At 62.3% G+C, this 15,644-nt stretch carries 17 protein-coding genes; 5 read left to right on the forward strand and 12 right to left on the reverse strand.

All coding sequences use genetic code 11. The features are described from left to right. Position 1 precedes the first annotated feature (1 nt). From PGB28_RS13875 to PGB28_RS13885, 3 genes are read right to left on the reverse strand one after another with little or no spacing between them, the layout of a single operon-like run. A complete protein-coding gene (locus tag PGB28_RS13875; RefSeq protein WP_271422116.1) occupies positions 2–895 on the reverse strand; it encodes a phytanoyl-CoA dioxygenase family protein in 894 nt (297 codons plus the stop codon). A 15-nt stretch (positions 896–910) separates the two neighbouring features. Next, positions 911–1,837, reverse strand: coding sequence for an NAD(P)-dependent oxidoreductase (locus PGB28_RS13880; protein ID WP_271422117.1), 927 nt, complete (start codon positions 1,835–1,837; stop codon positions 911–913). Between the two features lie 11 nt (positions 1,838–1,848). Next, complete coding sequence (locus tag PGB28_RS13885; RefSeq protein WP_271422118.1) at positions 1,849–2,610, reverse strand: SDR family oxidoreductase; 762 nt, start codon at positions 2,608–2,610, stop codon at positions 1,849–1,851. Between the two features lie 125 nt (positions 2,611–2,735). Here PGB28_RS13885 and PGB28_RS13890 point away from each other — a divergent pair, with 125 nt between their 5' ends. The 5 genes from PGB28_RS13890 (at position 2,736) to denD (ending at position 7,481) form a co-directional block, all read left to right on the forward strand. Further along, on the forward strand, positions 2,736–3,767 hold the full coding sequence (locus PGB28_RS13890) for an L-idonate 5-dehydrogenase (RefSeq protein WP_271422119.1): 1,032 nt from the start codon (positions 2,736–2,738) through the stop codon (positions 3,765–3,767). Continuing rightward, entirely contained in the window at positions 3,767–4,369 is a 603-nt protein-coding gene (locus PGB28_RS13895) for a LysE family translocator (protein WP_271422120.1), read from the forward strand. Before PGB28_RS13890 ends, PGB28_RS13895 begins: the two co-directional genes overlap by 1 nt. Before the next feature lie 63 nt (positions 4,370–4,432). Further along, on the forward strand, positions 4,433–5,584 hold the full coding sequence (locus PGB28_RS13900; protein WP_271422121.1) for a fumarylacetoacetate hydrolase family protein: 1,152 nt from the start codon (positions 4,433–4,435) through the stop codon (positions 5,582–5,584). Continuing rightward, positions 5,581–6,519, forward strand: coding sequence for a sugar kinase (locus PGB28_RS13905; protein ID WP_271422122.1), 939 nt, complete (start codon positions 5,581–5,583; stop codon positions 6,517–6,519). Before PGB28_RS13900 ends, PGB28_RS13905 begins: the two co-directional genes overlap by 4 nt. Continuing rightward, a complete protein-coding gene (gene denD, locus PGB28_RS13910; RefSeq protein WP_271422123.1) occupies positions 6,516–7,481 on the forward strand; it encodes a D-erythronate dehydrogenase in 966 nt (321 codons plus the stop codon). Before PGB28_RS13905 ends, denD begins: the two co-directional genes overlap by 4 nt. Before the next feature lie 140 nt (positions 7,482–7,621). Here the strand turns inward: denD and PGB28_RS13915 are convergent, their stop codons facing one another. The 9 genes from PGB28_RS13915 to PGB28_RS13955 form a co-directional block, all read right to left on the reverse strand. Next, positions 7,622–8,389, reverse strand: coding sequence for an HpcH/HpaI aldolase family protein (locus tag PGB28_RS13915; protein WP_271422124.1), 768 nt, complete (start codon positions 8,387–8,389; stop codon positions 7,622–7,624). 9 nt (positions 8,390–8,398) lie between these two features. Next, positions 8,399–9,337 (reverse strand): 2-hydroxyacid dehydrogenase, encoded by a 939-nt coding sequence (locus PGB28_RS13920; RefSeq protein ID WP_271422125.1) that lies wholly within the window; start codon positions 9,335–9,337, stop codon positions 8,399–8,401. Between the two features lie 31 nt (positions 9,338–9,368). Beyond that, positions 9,369–10,142 carry a hydroxypyruvate isomerase family protein gene (locus tag PGB28_RS13925; RefSeq protein ID WP_271422126.1) on the reverse strand — a complete coding sequence of 258 codons (774 nt, stop codon included), beginning with the start codon at positions 10,140–10,142 and terminating at the stop codon, positions 9,369–9,371. Beyond that, a complete protein-coding gene (gene otnC / locus PGB28_RS13930; RefSeq protein ID WP_271422127.1) occupies positions 10,139–10,789 on the reverse strand; it encodes a 3-oxo-tetronate 4-phosphate decarboxylase in 651 nt (216 codons plus the stop codon). The genes PGB28_RS13925 and otnC overlap by 4 nt, the downstream gene beginning before the upstream one ends. Beyond that, entirely contained in the window at positions 10,786–12,057 is a 1,272-nt protein-coding gene (gene otnK / locus PGB28_RS13935; RefSeq protein WP_271422128.1) for a 3-oxo-tetronate kinase, read from the reverse strand. Before otnK ends, otnC begins: the two co-directional genes overlap by 4 nt. Next, positions 12,054–12,962 carry an L-threonate dehydrogenase gene (ltnD, locus tag PGB28_RS13940; RefSeq protein ID WP_271422129.1) on the reverse strand — a complete coding sequence of 303 codons (909 nt, stop codon included), beginning with the start codon at positions 12,960–12,962 and terminating at the stop codon, positions 12,054–12,056. The genes otnK and ltnD overlap by 4 nt, the downstream gene beginning before the upstream one ends. A gap of 184 nt (positions 12,963–13,146) precedes the next feature. Next, positions 13,147–13,890 (reverse strand): proteasome-type protease, encoded by a 744-nt coding sequence (locus tag PGB28_RS13945; protein ID WP_271422130.1) that lies wholly within the window; start codon positions 13,888–13,890, stop codon positions 13,147–13,149. Between the two features lie 10 nt (positions 13,891–13,900). Then, positions 13,901–14,698 carry a transglutaminase family protein gene (locus PGB28_RS13950; protein ID WP_271422131.1) on the reverse strand — a complete coding sequence of 266 codons (798 nt, stop codon included), beginning with the start codon at positions 14,696–14,698 and terminating at the stop codon, positions 13,901–13,903. Between the two features lie 3 nt (positions 14,699–14,701). After that, positions 14,702–15,643 carry an alpha-E domain-containing protein gene (locus PGB28_RS13955; protein WP_271422132.1) on the reverse strand — a complete coding sequence of 314 codons (942 nt, stop codon included), beginning with the start codon at positions 15,641–15,643 and terminating at the stop codon, positions 14,702–14,704. Position 15,644 lies beyond the last annotated feature (1 nt).

Raw genomic sequence — 15,644 nt, forward strand, 5'->3', positions numbered from 1 at the left:
CTTAGCTTGAAAACGCGCTTTTGGCCCCGGCGCTTTCCTGTGTCTTGAAAATCGACCCGGTGTCCGGCGCGGGTGGCATGGGCATCCGGATCGGCACATCGGCCATGCGTGGGACAAGCTGCGGCTCACCGGTGATCTGGCGCTCCTGAATGTCGGCCCAATAGGCGCGCTGCCCCAGCGAATGGATGTAGCTGGACGCGCCCAGGATCGGCCAGGCATCGGACGCGCTGCATTCATAAAACAGGATCAAACGGTTGCGGTCGCTCATATTCGGGGCAGAGCCGTGCAGGGCGCGCACGTGATGCACCGTCATGTCCCCGGCCTTACCCGTTAGCGTGACCGCCTTGTCCGGTTCAAACAGCGGGTCATCGGGATTGATGGCCCCCGCGAAATAGCCATTCGCCTGATGGCTGAGCACCGGGCCTTTATGAGTGCCGGGGATCACCATGAGCGGGCCGTTTTCCTCTGTCACGTCCTCCAGCATGAGGCCAAAGGCCAGCAGGCTGTCATTGGTGGCCGGGTAAAACGCCCAGTCCTGATGCCATTCCACCGCCCGCCCGCCGCCCGGTGCCTTGGTGTTGAGCTTTGACGTCAAAAGGTTGGTATGCGGCCCCAGCAGATCGGTCAGAACCTCGGTCATGCGCGAGTTGCGGATCAGCTCCCAGAAATACGGATCGCGTTTATGCGGCAGCTTGATCCGGGTGAGGCGCGGGGCCTCTGCCGAATGCCCCTTGTCGAGGTCATAGACCTCGTTGCTTTCCGTCACCTCGCGAGAGCCGTCGATCAGCCGATAGGTGATATCGCGCAGGCGGGCCAATTGCTCGGGCGTGACGGCATTCTCAACCAGAAGATAGCCGTTCTCACCGTAAAACGTTTTTTGCTCCGCGCTCAGCATTGGCCCGCCCTTTCCTCAGTCCGTGTTGCCCTTTTCGACCGCCGCAGGCAGGTCAAAGCCGTTCAGTGCCGCGATATGGTTGGCAATTGTCGGCACGAAATCCGGTCCTTTGCCGGCGGCTTCGGCCTGATCGAAATAATTGCGCACTGCCGCCCCCATCGGGTTCATCACACCAGCAGCCATGGCCATATTGGCGACATAGCGCACATCCTTGGCCGCGTTGGCGATGGCGAATTTATGGGCATTCGGATCGCCGCCCACGGCAGCCGAGAAGAACGTATCAAAGAACCCGCAGCCCATGCGCGACGGCCCCATGACATCACGTACCGATTGCGGGGTCAGCCCGGATTTCACCGCGATGCTGAGCGCTTCGGCATAGACCGAGGCATAGGACATCGACATGAAATTCATGATCAGCTTCATCTTGTGGCCCGACCCGACGGGGCCGATATGATTGATCGACCCGGTCCAGCATTCGATCACCGGCTTGACCCTGGCAAAGGCCTCGTCCGAGGCGCCGACCATCGCGTCCAGCATCCCCTCTTCGGCCTCTTTCGGGGTCCGGCCCAGCGGCGCGTCGACCATGTGAACGCCCTGTGCCGCCATTTCTTCAGCCAGCGCCATGGTCGAGGTTGGATCGGCGGTGGTTGTGTCCACCACGATCAGCCCCTCACGCGCCCCGGCAAGGATGCCGTCGGGGCCCCGGATGATGGCCTCGACCTGGGGTGAATTGGACAGGCACAGGTGGATGATATCGCATTTTTCTGCCATCTCGCGCGCGCTCTGCACTTCGCTGGCACCCATGCCGATCAGGCTGTCCACGGGCGTGCGGTTGCGGTTACCCTTGATGATCAGCTGGTAGCCGCCCTTCAGAATGTTCTTGGCCATGCCATGGCCCATCAGGCCCACGCCGATAAAGCCGACAACTGGTTTCTCGCTCATATCATTCTCCCTCAAAGACTTGCCGTGATGCCGCCATCGACAAACAGCGTGTGCCCGTTCACAAAACTCGCCGCATCCGAGGACAGGAAGACACAGGCCCCCACAAGCTCCTCGACCTTGCCCCAGCGCCCGGCGGGCGTACGTTTTTCAAGCCATGCGCTGAACTCGGGGTCCGCGACCAAAGCCGCGTTCAGCGGCGTGTCGAAATAGCCCGGCGCAATGGCGTTGCAGTTCAGCCCGTATTTCGCCCAATCCGTCGCCATGCCCTTGGTCAGGTTGGCCACCGCGCCCTTGGTGGTGGTGTAGGGCGCGATACCGGGGCGGGCGAGCGCGGTTTGAACGCTGGCGATATTGATGATCTTGCCGTGTCCGCGCTTGATCATGTGGCGCGCGACGGCCTGCCCGACATAGAACACCGAATTTACATTCGTGCGCATCAGCGTCTCGAACATATCCGGTGGAAAATCCTCCAGCGGCGTGCGGTGTTGCATCCCGGCGTTGTTGACCAGAATGTCCAGCGCGCCGTGATCAGTCTCGTACCCGTTGATGGCGTCCTGTGCGGCCTTGGGGTCGGTTACGTCAAAGGGCAGCACCGCCACTTTGGCCCCTTCGGCCCGGAGCGTTTCGGCGGCCTCTTCCAGACGTGCGGCATTGCGGGCGTTCAGCACGAGGGTCGCCCCCGCCTGGGCCAGACCACGCGCCAGCGCAAAGCCGATCCCCATGGATGAGCCAGTCACCAATGCGGTTCGCCCGCTCAGATCGAACAGTTTCATTCATCCTCCCATGTGCCGGTTGTGTTCGTGGCATTGACATTGCAAGGCAAACCCGGCTTTCTAAAATGGTATACCATCTTGGGGGCAATGCAAGCGCTACCCCGGGGAGGGGGAGGAGACTTGCCATGAACGCCCTGTATGCACATGCCGCGCATGATCTGCGTCTGGAGCCGTGTGAAACGCCCGCGCCCGGTAAGGGAGAGGTCGTCATTCGCATGCGGCGGGGCGGGATCTGTGGCTCTGACCTGCATTACTACAACCACGGTGGATTCGGGGCTGTGAGGCTCCGAGAGCCGATGATCCTTGGGCATGAAGTGGCCGGGGATGTGAGCGCGGTTGGCGAAGGCATTGAGCATCTCAAGGTCGGTGACCTCGTCGCTGTGTCACCATCCCGGCCCTGCGGCGCATGTGCAGAATGCCTGCGCGGGTTGCCGAACCAATGCCTGAACATGCGGTTTTACGGATCGGCCATGCCCTTTCCGCATATTCAGGGTGCGTTTCGCGAGACCCTGATTGCCGACGCCGCGCAATGCGTGAAGGCGGATGGGCTGAGCGCCGCACAGGCCGCGATGGCCGAACCGCTGGCGGTATGCCTGCATGCGGTACGCAATGCCGGGGAACTGCTTGGGCGGCGCGTGCTCGTCACCGGCTGCGGCCCCATCGGTGTGCTGACGATCCTTGCCGCGCGCCGCGCCGGGGCGGCAGAAATCATTGCGACCGATATTGCCGATACCGTGCTGAACTATGCGAAATCTGCCGGGGCGGATGTGGTGCTGAATACGCGGGAAAATCCGGACGCATTAGCGCCGTATCAACAGGCCAAGGGCAGCATGGATGTGCATTTTGAATGCTCCGGTGCTGAAGCTGCGCTGGCCGCCGGGATCGCCGCCTTGCGCCCGCGCGGCGTGCTTGTGCAGCTTGGACTGTGCGGTGACATGAACCTGCCGATGATGCAGGTCACGGCCAAGGAACTGAACCTGCGCGGCTCGTTCCGCTTTCACGAGGAATTCGCCATTGCCGTCGATCTGATGCGCAAGGGGCTGATTGATGTTGAACCGCTGATCACCCACAGCTTTCCGCTGGCGGAGTATGAGACAGCCTTTGCCACCGCATCCGATCGCAGCCGGGCGATGAAGGTGCAGTTGGAGTTCACCTGATGCTGACTTTCGCCGCCGCTGTGTTGTTCCTGATCATCACGCCGGGACCCGGGGTGATGACAACCGCTGGTTTCGGGGCGGCCTATGGGTTCCGGCCGTCCCTGCGCTATGTGCTGGGGCTGTTCATCGGGACGAACCTCGTCATGCTGTCGGTGATGACCGGTTTGGCCGCGATTATCCTGTCGGTGCCTTGGTTGCGCATGGCGCTGATGATCGTGTCCGTTGGCTATCTGCTCTACCTCGCGGCGCGTATCGCCTTTGCCGGTGCGAAGATTTCCTTCATGGAGGCCAAGACCGCGCCGGGGGTGCTGGGCGGTGTCATGCTGCAGGCAATCAACCCCAAGGCATACGCGGTGAACAGTTCGCTCATCCTTGGTTTCAACTACGCCCCGGACAATTTCCTGTTCGAGATGGTGACCAAGGCGCTGATCCTGAATGCGATCTGGATCCCCATTCACCTTGCCTGGCTCTGGGCTGGCGTGTCGCTGCACCGGCTCAACCTGCCGCCGCGCACCCAGCGGGCGATTAATATTCTGATGGCGCTGTCGATGCTTGGTGTCGTGGCGCTGGCACTGTGGTCGGCCTCGCAGAGCGTGACATGACACAGACCGCCGAACGCAAACCCCGGGCGCGATGCCGCTCGCTGATAGTATTGGAGGCCGATCATGCTGCCAGACCTTAGCCCGCACTCTCAGGCCTCGCTGGTCGGACGTGTCTGGCGTCCCGGGATTGGACCCGCGATCGTGCGTGTAGACGGTGACGATGTGGTGGATATCACATGCCGGGACTTTCCGACCATGTCAGACCTGTTGGCGGGCGATGACCCCGTATCAGCCGCGCGGACCGCGTCCGGGGAGCGGTTCTGCTCTGTGTCCGAGTTGTCGCGGGCGTCGACGCCCGAAGCGGGGCCGGATGACCTGCGCTGGCTGGCACCCTGCGACCTTCAGGCGATCAAGGCCTGCGGTGTCACCTTTGCCGCCTCGATGGTGGAACGGGTGATCGAAGAACAGGCGGCGGGGGACCCTGACCGGGCCGAGGCGATCCGCGCCAAGGTGGGCGGTATTATCGGCGACAGCCTTGCCGGGCTGGTGCCGGGATCGCCCGAGGCGGTTGAGGTCAAGCGCGTGTTGTTGGCCGAGGGGCTCTGGTCGCAATATTTGGAGGTGGGGATTGGTCCCGATGCCGAGGTTTTCACCAAATCCCAGCCCATGTCCGCCGTAGGGTGGGGCGCGGCGGTGGGCCTACATCCAGTGTCCACATGGAACAACCCTGAGCCGGAAATCGTTCTGGCGGTCAGCCCGGCGGGACGGATCGTCGGGGCGAGCCTTGGCAATGACGTGAATCTGCGGGATGTCGAAGGGCGGTCGGCGCTGCTCCTGGGTAAGGCCAAGGACAACAATGCCTCTTGCTCGATCGGCCCGGTGATCCGGTTGTTCGACGATGGTTTCAGCCTTGATGATGTGCGCAAGGCGGAACTGACCATGACGGTCAGCGGCGCGGATGGGTTCGAATTGAATGGCGCATCTTCGATGTCAGAGATCAGCCGCGATCCCGCCGATCTGGTCGCGCAGACCCTTGGCGCGCATCATCAATACCCGGACGGGTTGATGCTGTTCTGTGGTACGATGTTCGCGCCGGTTCAGGACCGCGATGCGCCGGGGCAGGGGTTCACGCATCACGTCGAGGACGTCGTTCGGATTTCCGAACCCGCGCTGGGCAGTTTGCAGAACACGGTGCGTTTGTCGCCGGATTGCCCGGAATGGGCGTTTGGCACACGTGCCTTGATGCGCAACCTGGCGAAAAGGCAGTTGCTGTGACGGTCTCCTCTTTGCCCAAGCGGTTCGTCTCTATCGGGGAATGCATGGTGGAACTGGCGCAGATCGGCGCGGAAACCTACCGGCGCGGGTTCGCTGGCGACACGTTCAATACCGCGTGGTATGCGCGCAGGCTTTTGCCGGACGAGTGGCAGGTCGGTTACCTGTCCGCCATTGGCACCGACGCGGTCAGCGGGGAAATGCGCGCCTTCATGGAGGCCAGCGGCGTCGATACCTCGGCCTTGCGGGAAATTCCGGACCGGACCGTCGGACTCTACATGATTTCCACCGACAAGGGCGAGCGCAGCTTTTCCTACTGGCGCAGCCAAGCCGCCGCGCGCCTGCTGGCCGAGGACGAGCGCTGGCTTGATGACAGGCTTTCCAATGCCGGGATGGTGCATTTTTCCGGCATCACCCTTGCGATCCTGTCCCCGGAGCATCGCCAGCGCCTGTGCAACGCACTGAACCTCGCGCGTGCCAATGGGACAATCGTGTCCTTTGACACCAATCTCAGGCCGCGATTGTGGGAAAGCCCCGAGGCGATGAAAGCGGGGCTTCTGTTGGGGGCATCCGCCGCCGACATCGTCCTGCCCAGCTTTGACGAGGAAACCGAATTGTTCGGCGATGGGCTGCCCGATGACACGATCCGGCGTTACGCGGAACAGGGGGCCAAAATGGTCGTGGTCAAGAACGGTGAGGCTCCTTTGACTGCCTATTCCGAGGAGACGGGCCAGTTCACCCTGACCCCGACCCCTGTCGAAAACGTCACCGATACAACGGCAGCAGGGGATAGTTTTGCCGCCGGGGTTCTGGCGCAATTGGCTATGGGGGCGACGCCTGAACAGGCCGCGGAAACCGCAATGGCGCTGGCACGGCGTGTCATTCAATCGCCCGGCGCGCTGGTGCCGGACATCTTCGAGGAGGGATTCGAGACATGAACATTCTCATCATTGGCGGCGGCGGTGTCGTGGGCCAGAAGCTGGCGGCGAAACTGGCCGAACGCGGCACGTTGCGCGGCCAGCCCATCAGCAAGCTGACATTGGCCGATATCAACGACCCGGCTCCTGTGGAGGCGTCGTTTCCGGTGGAGGCGACGACCTGCAATATCGCGGACCCGGCCTCGGTCGCGCAGGTCGTGACCGAGGAGACGCAGGTGATCTATCTGCTCGCCGCCATTGTCTCGGCCCATGCCGAGGAGGATTTCGACGCCGGCTGGCAGATCAACATGATGGGCACCATGCATGTGCTGGAACGGGCCCGTGCGCTGGGCACGAAACCGGTTGTGGTGTTCACATCCTCAATCGCGGTATTCGGTGGCGAGGTCCCGGACCCGATCACCGACAACACGCTGCTTAATCCGCAAACTTCCTATGGTGCGCAAAAGGCGGTGGGCGAGTTGCTCATCACCGACTATTCGCGCAAGGGCTTTATCGACGGGCGCGGCTTCAGGCTTCCGACGATTTCGGTGCGGCCCGGCAAGCCAAATCGCGCGGCGTCGAGCTTCATGTCCTCGATCCTGCGCGAACCGCTGAACGGGCAACCGGCCAATTGCCCCGTGGATGAAGACTTCCTGCATTACTATCTCAGCCCGCGCAAATGCGTCGAAAACCTCATCAAGGGGGCGGAAATTCCCGAAGAGGATCTGGGCCAGAACCGCTGCATGATGATGCCCGGGCGGATGTGGTCGGTGCGTCAGCTGATCGACGCGATGACCGCCGTGGCGGGGCCGGAACCGGCCAAGCTGATCACCTGGGACGCGCAGCCGGAAATTCAGGCCATCGTGAAAGGCTGGCGCTTTGACCTGCGCCCGGAAAAGTCCATCCGGCTGGGGTTGGAAGCGGATGACAGTTTTGAGGATAACATCCGCTACTACCTGGAAGACGACAAACCCGCAGGGTGAGCGATGAAAATCACCCGTATCGCAGCCCGGTCGCAAAATCGGTTCCGGGCTGCGCAATTGCGGTGGCGGCCGCTGTTCTGCCGGACCGGGTCAACGGTGATCGTGCCAGATCGGGCGTTTCCGGATCACGGCAGGATCGCCTAAGCCTTCCAGTGGCGGCAGGCGTCAAGCCTGTCCCGCGCGGCGCGCTGGAGCGCAAGGAAATCAATGTCCACCGCGGTAAAGACGCACCCGGCCTCGACCACCGCGTCCAGCATGCCCTGATTGGCGGACAAAAAGCCCGCCGGTTTGCCCGCTGCGCGGATCCGGCGCATGGCCGACACGATGGCCTCCATCACGTCCGGGTGGGCGGGGTTGCCCGGGTGGCCCATGGACGCGGCAAGGTCGGCCGGGCCGATGAAAATCCCGTCGATCCCCGGTACGGCGGCAATATCCTCAAGTTGCTCCATTGCCGCGACGGTTTCGATTTGCACGATCAGGCAAATCTCGTCGCGCACCGTTTCGAAATAGTCCGGAACAGTCCCGTAGAGGCTGGCCCGCGATCCGCCGGACACGCCCCGGATGCCGCCCGGCGGGTAATCCACCGCTGCGGCGGCCAGTTCGGCCTCTTCCACGGTCTGCACATAAGGCACGATGATCGACTGCGCGCCCACATCCATCAGGCGTTTGATTTCGGCCACGTTCAGACAGGTGGGCCGCACCACCGGCATGGTCGGGCTGCCGTTGAGGGCCTGAAGCATGGCCAGCAGATCGGCCTCGGAATTCGGCGTGTGTTCACAATCGATGACCAACCAGTCGAACCCGCATCCGCCCAGCATTTCCGTGATCTGCGTATCCCGGGTCATGTGCCAGATGCCGATTTGCTGACGACCTTGGGAAATCGCCTGTTTGAACGTGTTTTTGCGCATCGAAGCCTCCTAGTTCACGGGTGTCAGCAGGTCAGCGCCCGCATGAAAGGCCGCGATATTGTCGCGCTGCAATTGCCCCATGGCGGCTCGTGTCTGGACCGTGCCGGAGCCTTGGTGCGGTTGGATGACAACGGTGTCGAGCGCATAGAAGCGCGGGTCGATATTTGGCTCATTCAGGAACACGTCCAGCCCGGCCCCGGCGATCCTGCCGCTTTCCAGCGCGTCCAGCAACGCGGCTTCATCCACGGTTGTCCCGCGCGAGATATTGATCAGGACGCCATTGGGTCCCATGGCTGCGATCACCTCTTTGGAGACGAATTTTTCGGTGTCCGCGCCGCCAACCAGGGCAACGACGAGAAAATCCACCGCTTGGGCAAGCGATACCGGATCGCCGTGATAGGTCCAGCCGGGCGTGTCCTTTTCGGACCGGGCGTAGTAATGGATGTCCATCTTGAACGCGGCCAGCCGGTCGGCGATCTCGCGACCGATCCGGCCCAGCCCGAGAATGCCAACCGTGCTGCCCGAGACCTTGCGGTTCAGACGGTATTCACCGTTTTTGGCCCAATCACCCGAGCGCGCCCAGGCGCTGGCCTGCATCATCTCACGCCCCTGGCACAGCATCATGCCCACAGCCAGATCGGCCACGTCGTCATTCAGGACATTGGGTGTATTGGTCACCTTGATGCCCCGCGCGCTGGCGGCGGTGGTGTCGATTGCATCATAGCCGACGCCATAATTGGCGATGATTCCGAGATTGGGCAGCATGTCCATCTGGTCCCCGCCAAAAGGGGCATGACCCTTGTAGGCAACGGCTGTGATCGCGCTCCGGGCCTCCGCTTCCAGACCGGCAAGCTCATCCGGGCCGCCCAGAAAGACAGGATCGAATTCGGATGTCAGAGCGGCGAAATCGGTGTCGCTATAGCCGCCAATGGCAAGTGTGGTGGTCATGGAACTCTCCCCGGTTCTCTGTTCGTTTTGATTATGCAAGACGATCCCTGGCTGACGCCAACCATCCCAGCGTGTCGTCGGTCGGTTTGTCAGACTTGTACTCGGCGCCCAGCGGAACCTTCCAGCCCATGTCGCGGATCGCTGCGAACAAATGGTCGTAGTTCAGTTCGCCGTGGTCCGGCGTGCCCCGGTCAGGTACTGAGGCAAACTGGATATGGCCGATATGAGGCAACAGCGCGTGCAATCGCGTGGTCACGTCGCCCTCAGTGCGCTGGACATGGTAGCAATCGAACATGAGCCGCAGATTGTCGGCACCGACCGCTTTGATGATCCCGATGGCCTGATCCGTGGTTTGCAGGAAATAACCGGGCGCATCATGGCGGTTCAGCGGTTCAATCAGAATGATGATGCCCTGCGCGGCAGCCGCGTCACAGGCATAGCGCAGGTTGTCGGCAAATACCGCACCGGCCTCATCCCCGCTGGCAAATCCCGCCATGACGTGAATATTGCCCGCCCCGATGGCGGTGGCATAGGTCATGGCTTCGTCGATGGCGCGGCGTGCGTCTGCCTGACGACCGGGAAGGGCGCTCAAACCGCTTTCCCCCGCCGCCACATCGCCGCGCCGCGTGTTCAGGCCCAGCATTGGCAAACCGGTCTCGTCCAGCGCGGCTTTTACCTCTTGGGGCGGGATGTCATAGGGCCAGTGGCATTCGACGGCGTCAAAGCCTGCCACCTTGGCCGCACGGATCGCATCGGGCAGGGGCCTGTCATTCCAGAGAAAGCCAAGGTTGGCGGAAAATTTCATGCGTCCCAATCCACGTCGAATTTTGTGACCACGGCGGTCACCTGTTCCGGTGTCAGCATCTTTGCATCATAGCCGCGCATGAGGATCGCCAGGCGCGCGGTGTCTTCCAGTTCTTCAATTGCATTGCAGGCGGATTCCACATCCTTGCCCGCCACCACGGGGCCGTGATTGGCCAGCATCACCGCGCTGCGTTTGCCCGCCAGCCCGCGCACCGCGTCGCCCATCGCCGGATCACCGGGCAGGAAGAACGGCAGCAGTTTGACCTTGCCCAGCTTCATGATCGCATAGGGTGTCAGCGGCGGCAGGAAATTGTCCGCGTCCACGTCGGGCATGAGAGACCACGCAACGGAGTGGCAGGAATGCAGGTGGACCACGGCCCCCGTGCCGCTGCGGGTGTCGTAGAAGGCGGAATGCAGCGGCATTTCCTTGGTCGGCTTGTCGCCGTCAATCAAATCGCCCTTTGCGTCGAACCGTGAGAGCCTGCCGGGGTCCAGCCGCCCAAAGGATGTCCCGGTTGGCGACACCAAAAGTCCGCCATCCGGCGTCCGGGCCGAGATATTGCCCGTCGACCCACCGGTCAGCCCCCGATCAAACATCGACTTGGCCAAAAGGCAGATCTGTTCGCGCAGGCGTGTTTCCTCGGTCATGCGCCCTCCAGCTTGTCCAGAGCGTCTGTGAAAAAGCGCTCGGCCCCGAAATTTCCGGATTTCAGCGTCAGTGCGATGGGCGTGCCGTCCGAGGTGGCAAAGCACCATGGTACGCCCGGCGCGATCTCGGCCCCGATATCAAGCCGATCCACGCCAAGCGCCTGGGTCACCGCGCCCGAGGTCTCGCCGCCCGCCACGACAAACCGCTGCGCGCCAGCGTCGCGGGCGGCAATGGCACAGGCGGCAAGCGCCTGTTCCACGATCTCTCCGGCGCGCTGCACGCCAAGCTTGTCCTGTGCGGCGCGGACCGAGGTAGGTTCGGCCGTGGCGTAGATCAGCGGTGCTTTGCTCAGGTCCTGCGCCGCGAGCCAGTCAACCGCTGCCGCATGACCATCATTGGCAAGGCTCAGCGGGTCCAGCTGGAATGCGGGCCGCCCCGTCGCCTTGTACGTCGCAACCTGTTTGTTGGTCATGGCCGAGCAACTGCCCGACAATATCACAGCGCCCTTGCCCAATTTCGGTGTTTCCAGCCCGGGCGCATCCGCCGCCAAAAGCCCATCGGCGGCGAACAGCGCGGGCAGCGGCATGGCCACGGCGGAGCCGCCTGTCATCAGCGGCATGTCGCGGCATGCGGCGGCGATGGTGGTCAGGTCCGCATCCGCCACCGCATCGACCACCACATGCGCCGTGCCTTCGGCGGCAAGCCTGTCGAGTTCCGCGCGAAGCGCATCAGGGCCTTTTGCGACGGTCAACCTGTCGGCCAGCCCGACGGGGCGGGTGACCTGTGGCTGCAAAAGGCGCATCAGGTTGGAATCGCGCATGGGCGTCAGCGGATGATCCTTCATCGGGCTTTCCGCCAGCGGCGTCTGACCGACAAAAAGCGTGCCCATAAAGATGGCGCGTCCGTTTTCCGGAAATGCGGGGCAATAGATCGTCTGATCCGTTCCCAGTGCGGCCATGAGCGCCTCGGCAACCGGTCCGATATTGCCTTGGGGCGTGGAATCGAAGGTGGAACAGTATTTCCAGAAAAACCGCTCCGCGCCCGCCGCCTTGAGCCAGTCCAGCGCTTTCAGGGCCTGCTCCACGGCCTGATCGGCCGGGACCGTGCGGATTTTCAGCGCGATCACCTCGAACGGCGCGGTGTCGCTGGGCGCGCTGTCGGGGACGCCCATGCGCAGCGACACCTTGACCCCGCTGCGCGCCAGAAGCCCGGCAAGATCGGTCGCGCCGGTGAAATCGTCGGCGATGCATCCCAGAACGGTTGTCATTCATTCTCCTCCCCGGGCAGTGTCAGACCTGCCTGACGGGCATAGACCTTGGCCACTGCGGCATCATCGACGCCGCCCAGACCCATTTCAACCGCCTGCCTGTATTGCGCGAGCGCGGTCGCCGTGATGGGCGCGTCGAACCCGGCAGAGGCCGCGATATCCAGAACGATGCCAAGATCCTTGGGCCAGATATTGACCGAGCTTCGGGGGGTGTAATCACCTTCCACGACATGCGGTGCACGGTTTTCCAGCATCCAGCTTGTGCCGGCGCTTTTCGAGATCACCTCAAGAAATGTGTCGGGCGAGACGCCCTGCGTCATGCCGAATGTCAGCGCCTCGGCCATGGCGGCGATATGTACGCCCGCCAAAAGCTGGTTCGTCGCTTTCATCGCCGATCCCGGACCGGCGCAGTCACCCAGCTCGAACACGGTCGCTGCGATCGTGTCGAGGAGCGGGCGCGCCGCTGCAAAGGCCGCGTCCGTGCCAGAGGCCATGATGGTCAATTGCCCAGCGGCTGCCTTGGCCGCGCCACCGGAGATGGGCGCATCAAGATAAAGCACGCCATGTTCGGCGCAGCGCGCCTCCATGTCGCGCGCGAACTGCGGCGGAACCGTCGCGCAGGACAAGATCACCGACCCGGGCTTTAGCCGCGGCACAAGTGCGTCGGCTCCAAACAGGACATCTTCGGTCTGCGCGGCATTGAGCACGACCACAGCCACGGCATCGAATTCCCCGGCAACCTCGGTCAAAGCCCCCTCGGACCCACCTTCGGCGCGGAACCTGTCCATCTGCGCCGGGTTGATGTCATATCCCCACACGCGGTGCCCGCCACGAAGCGCGGAGGCCGCAATGCCATATCCCATGGACCCAAGCCCAATCACGGCGATGCTTTGCGATCCGGTCATGTCTGGTCCTTCCCCTTATCGAGAGATGTGCGTCTGGCGCGGGTTCTACGCGGCCAAAGTCAGCGAGACCTGCCGCTATTTGGTATACCAAATTTTCCAGGGTGGTATACCAAAATTTCCGGGCTGCCCGGACACAATCGGTCAGGGACGTTGCAGGCCGTATGATCAAGTTGTGAAGGTCGCGTCAGCGCCCGGTGTCCAGCGTGAAATCGGGGAGCATGTCGAGCGCCTCGCGCAGCGCTTCGCCCCAGCCTTGCGAGATCGACTGGAAATACGGATCGTTCCCTGCAACCCGTCCGGTCTGGCCGGTGCGCAGGCTGTCTTTTTCATAGCAATGAAAATCAAACGGCGCGCCAACGGTCAGGTTGGCCTTGAGCGTGGAATCGAAGCTAACCAACAGCAGCTTCATGGCAGCCTCAAAGCTCATCTCGCGATCATAGGCGCGGACAAGGATCGGGCGACCGTATTTCGTTTCGCCGATCTGGAAAAACGGCGTGTCCCCCGCGGCTTCGATGAAATTTCCTTCGGGATAGATGAGGAAAAGCCGATGCGGACCGCCCTTGATCTGTCCACCCAGAAGAAGTGTGGCATTGAACGTGCTGTCGGCGCGCTGGCCGGTATCGGCATGTTGCGCGATGACTTCCCGCAATGTGTCGGCCACCATGCGCGCAGCCTGAAACATGGAGGGAACACCCAGTAACGAGGGCGTTCGATCTTCCGGGGATTTGCTGCGCTCGTCCAGGAGGCTGACAACCGCTTGTGTCGTTGCAAGGTTCCCAGCAGATAGCAGCGTGATCGAGCGCTCGCCCGGATCTTCCCAGATCGCCATTTTGCGAAAGGTCGAGATATTGTCGAGCCCGGCATTGGTCCGCGTGTCCGACATGAAGACCAGCCCGCGTTTGAGCATCATCCCTACGCAATATGTCATTCAGGTCGTCCTATTGCTGCACCACGTCAATCGCGACGGACAGGGTCTCGCCCATTCCTCCGACACGCGTGCCAGATACCGGAGCGGCCTCGGCATAGTCCAGACCGGTCGCAACGCGCACGTAACGTGTATCAGGCGAAATCCCGTTCGACACGTCGAAACCGACCCAGCCCAACCCTTCGACATGTGCCTCGGCCCAGGCATGCATCGCCTCTTGCGCGGTGCGGTCGTTCAGCATGAGGTAGCCAGACACATAACGTGCCGGGTGTCCCAGCGCGCGGGCGCAGCTCAGAAAGATATGGGTATGGTCCTGGCAGACCCCCTTGCCCGCGGCAAGGGCCTCTTCAGCGCCCCAGTCGGGATGCGATGCGCCGACTTCGAAAGCGACCGTGTCGCGGATCACACCGGCAAGCGCGTGCAACTGATCCAACGGGTCGAGCTTTGGTGTTCCGTCCAGGATCGCCTTGACCCCTTGGCCGGGTTCGGTGCGGGGGGTGGATTGTTGGAAAAGCCAAAGCGGGGCCACCCCATGATGGCGCCCGACAATCCCGTGATTGTCGCTGAGGTCCACCTCCCCTTCGCTGACAAGGGTCACGTCCTGTACATCACGGGCAAAACTGATCAGTTCGACAGTATTGTTGTGGTGATCTTCATAGCTCAGTTCGCGTTGGCCGCCGGTGATATCGGTGCGCCAGCTCAGAACCGTCTGTTGATACGACGATTTTGGCGTTTTGCGCAATTGCTGCAACCCGTGTTTCACCGGTGTTTCGAACTGATAGCGTGTTTCGTGGCGGATGGTCAGGCGCATGGGTCACTCATAGAACCGGAAATCAGTTTCAATCTGGGCCGACAACTCGGCCAGCAGCTTAAGGACTTTCTGAATGAACTCGTGCAGCCCGTAGTCGAACACCGCGTCTATATCATGGCTCAGATAGGTCCGTTCGATATGCTGCGCCTTGAGCTGTGCCGGCCCGGGCCGCATCTGACCCTTGTTGAGGTAGCCAAGATTATCGCCCAGCTTGCGCACGCAGAATGCCAGAGAGCGGGGCATGCGCCTGTCCAGGATCAGGAAATGCGCGATGTCGCGGGTGCCTGCGCCCGCGCCGTATTCCATGCGAAAGCCACCGCGCGCGGACACGGATCGCAGGATCGATTCCCATTGCACATTGTCGAGCGACGACCCCACCGCGCTGGCCGAGGGCAGCAGCACGTAATATTTCACGTCAAGAATGCGGGCGGTGTTGTCGGCCCGTTCGATAAAGGTGCCGAGCCGCGCGAAATCGTAGATATCATTGCGCAGCATCGTGCCATGAGTCATTCCCCGGACAAGCGAACTACGACGGCGCATCGAGCCCAGCACGTTTGGCAGATCGCGCTCTACCACCTTGCGCGCCAGCATGTCGCGCGCGCTCATATAGGCGGCATTCGTGGCTTCCCAGACCTCGTGCGTCAGCGCCGTGCGCACGAGCCGGGCGTTCTGACGTGCGGTTTCGATGGAGGATAGAACAGAGGAGGGGTTGGCCCTGTCACGCAGCAACCAGTCGATGGCGGCGTCCTTGGTCAGTTCTTCATGCGTTGCGTCGAACTGGTCCAGTGTCCCGGCTGATTGCAACACAGAGCGCCATTCGCTCTCGCCCAGTTCAAGCCGGGTCAGCGCAATGCGTTGCCCGGTCTCAATCAGGCGCGCGGTGTTTTCCGCCCGCTCCAGCGAACGATACATCCAGTAAAGGCCATTGGCGGTCTTGCCCAGCATC

This window comes from Primorskyibacter aestuariivivens (genome assembly GCF_028023675.1).
Classification (GTDB): Bacteria; Pseudomonadota; Alphaproteobacteria; order Rhodobacterales; family Rhodobacteraceae; genus Marinovum; species Marinovum aestuariivivens.

Bases quoted from the DNA above. Each gene is read 5' to 3' on its own strand.
- ltnD (WP_271422129.1), bottom strand. From the start codon at position 12,962: ATGACCGGATCGCAAAGCATCGCCGTGATTGGGCTTGGGTCCATGGGA.
- PGB28_RS13885 (WP_271422118.1), bottom strand. From the start codon at position 2,610: ATGAAACTGTTCGATCTGAGCGGGCGAACCGCATTGGTGACTGGCTCA.
- PGB28_RS13950 (WP_271422131.1), bottom strand. From the start codon at position 14,698: ATGCGCCTGACCATCCGCCACGAAACACGCTATCAGTTCGAAACACCG.
- otnK (WP_271422128.1), bottom strand. From the start codon at position 12,057: ATGACAACCGTTCTGGGATGCATCGCCGACGATTTCACCGGCGCGACC.
- PGB28_RS13875 (WP_271422116.1), bottom strand. From the start codon at position 895: ATGCTGAGCGCGGAGCAAAAAACGTTTTACGGTGAGAACGGCTATCTT.
- PGB28_RS13880 (WP_271422117.1), bottom strand. From the start codon at position 1,837: ATGAGCGAGAAACCAGTTGTCGGCTTTATCGGCGTGGGCCTGATGGGC.
- denD (WP_271422123.1), top strand. From the start codon at position 6,516: ATGAACATTCTCATCATTGGCGGCGGCGGTGTCGTGGGCCAGAAGCTG.
- PGB28_RS13945 (WP_271422130.1), bottom strand. From the start codon at position 13,890: ATGACATATTGCGTAGGGATGATGCTCAAACGCGGGCTGGTCTTCATG.
- PGB28_RS13895 (WP_271422120.1), top strand. From the start codon at position 3,767: ATGCTGACTTTCGCCGCCGCTGTGTTGTTCCTGATCATCACGCCGGGA.
- otnC (WP_271422127.1), bottom strand. From the start codon at position 10,789: ATGACCGAGGAAACACGCCTGCGCGAACAGATCTGCCTTTTGGCCAAG.
- PGB28_RS13925 (WP_271422126.1), bottom strand. From the start codon at position 10,142: ATGAAATTTTCCGCCAACCTTGGCTTTCTCTGGAATGACAGGCCCCTG.
- PGB28_RS13890 (WP_271422119.1), top strand. From the start codon at position 2,736: ATGAACGCCCTGTATGCACATGCCGCGCATGATCTGCGTCTGGAGCCG.
- PGB28_RS13920 (WP_271422125.1), bottom strand. From the start codon at position 9,337: ATGACCACCACACTTGCCATTGGCGGCTATAGCGACACCGATTTCGCC.
- PGB28_RS13915 (WP_271422124.1), bottom strand. From the start codon at position 8,389: ATGCGCAAAAACACGTTCAAACAGGCGATTTCCCAAGGTCGTCAGCAA.
- PGB28_RS13955 (WP_271422132.1), bottom strand. From the start codon at position 15,643: ATGCTGGGCAAGACCGCCAATGGCCTTTACTGGATGTATCGTTCGCTG.
- PGB28_RS13900 (WP_271422121.1), top strand. From the start codon at position 4,433: ATGCTGCCAGACCTTAGCCCGCACTCTCAGGCCTCGCTGGTCGGACGT.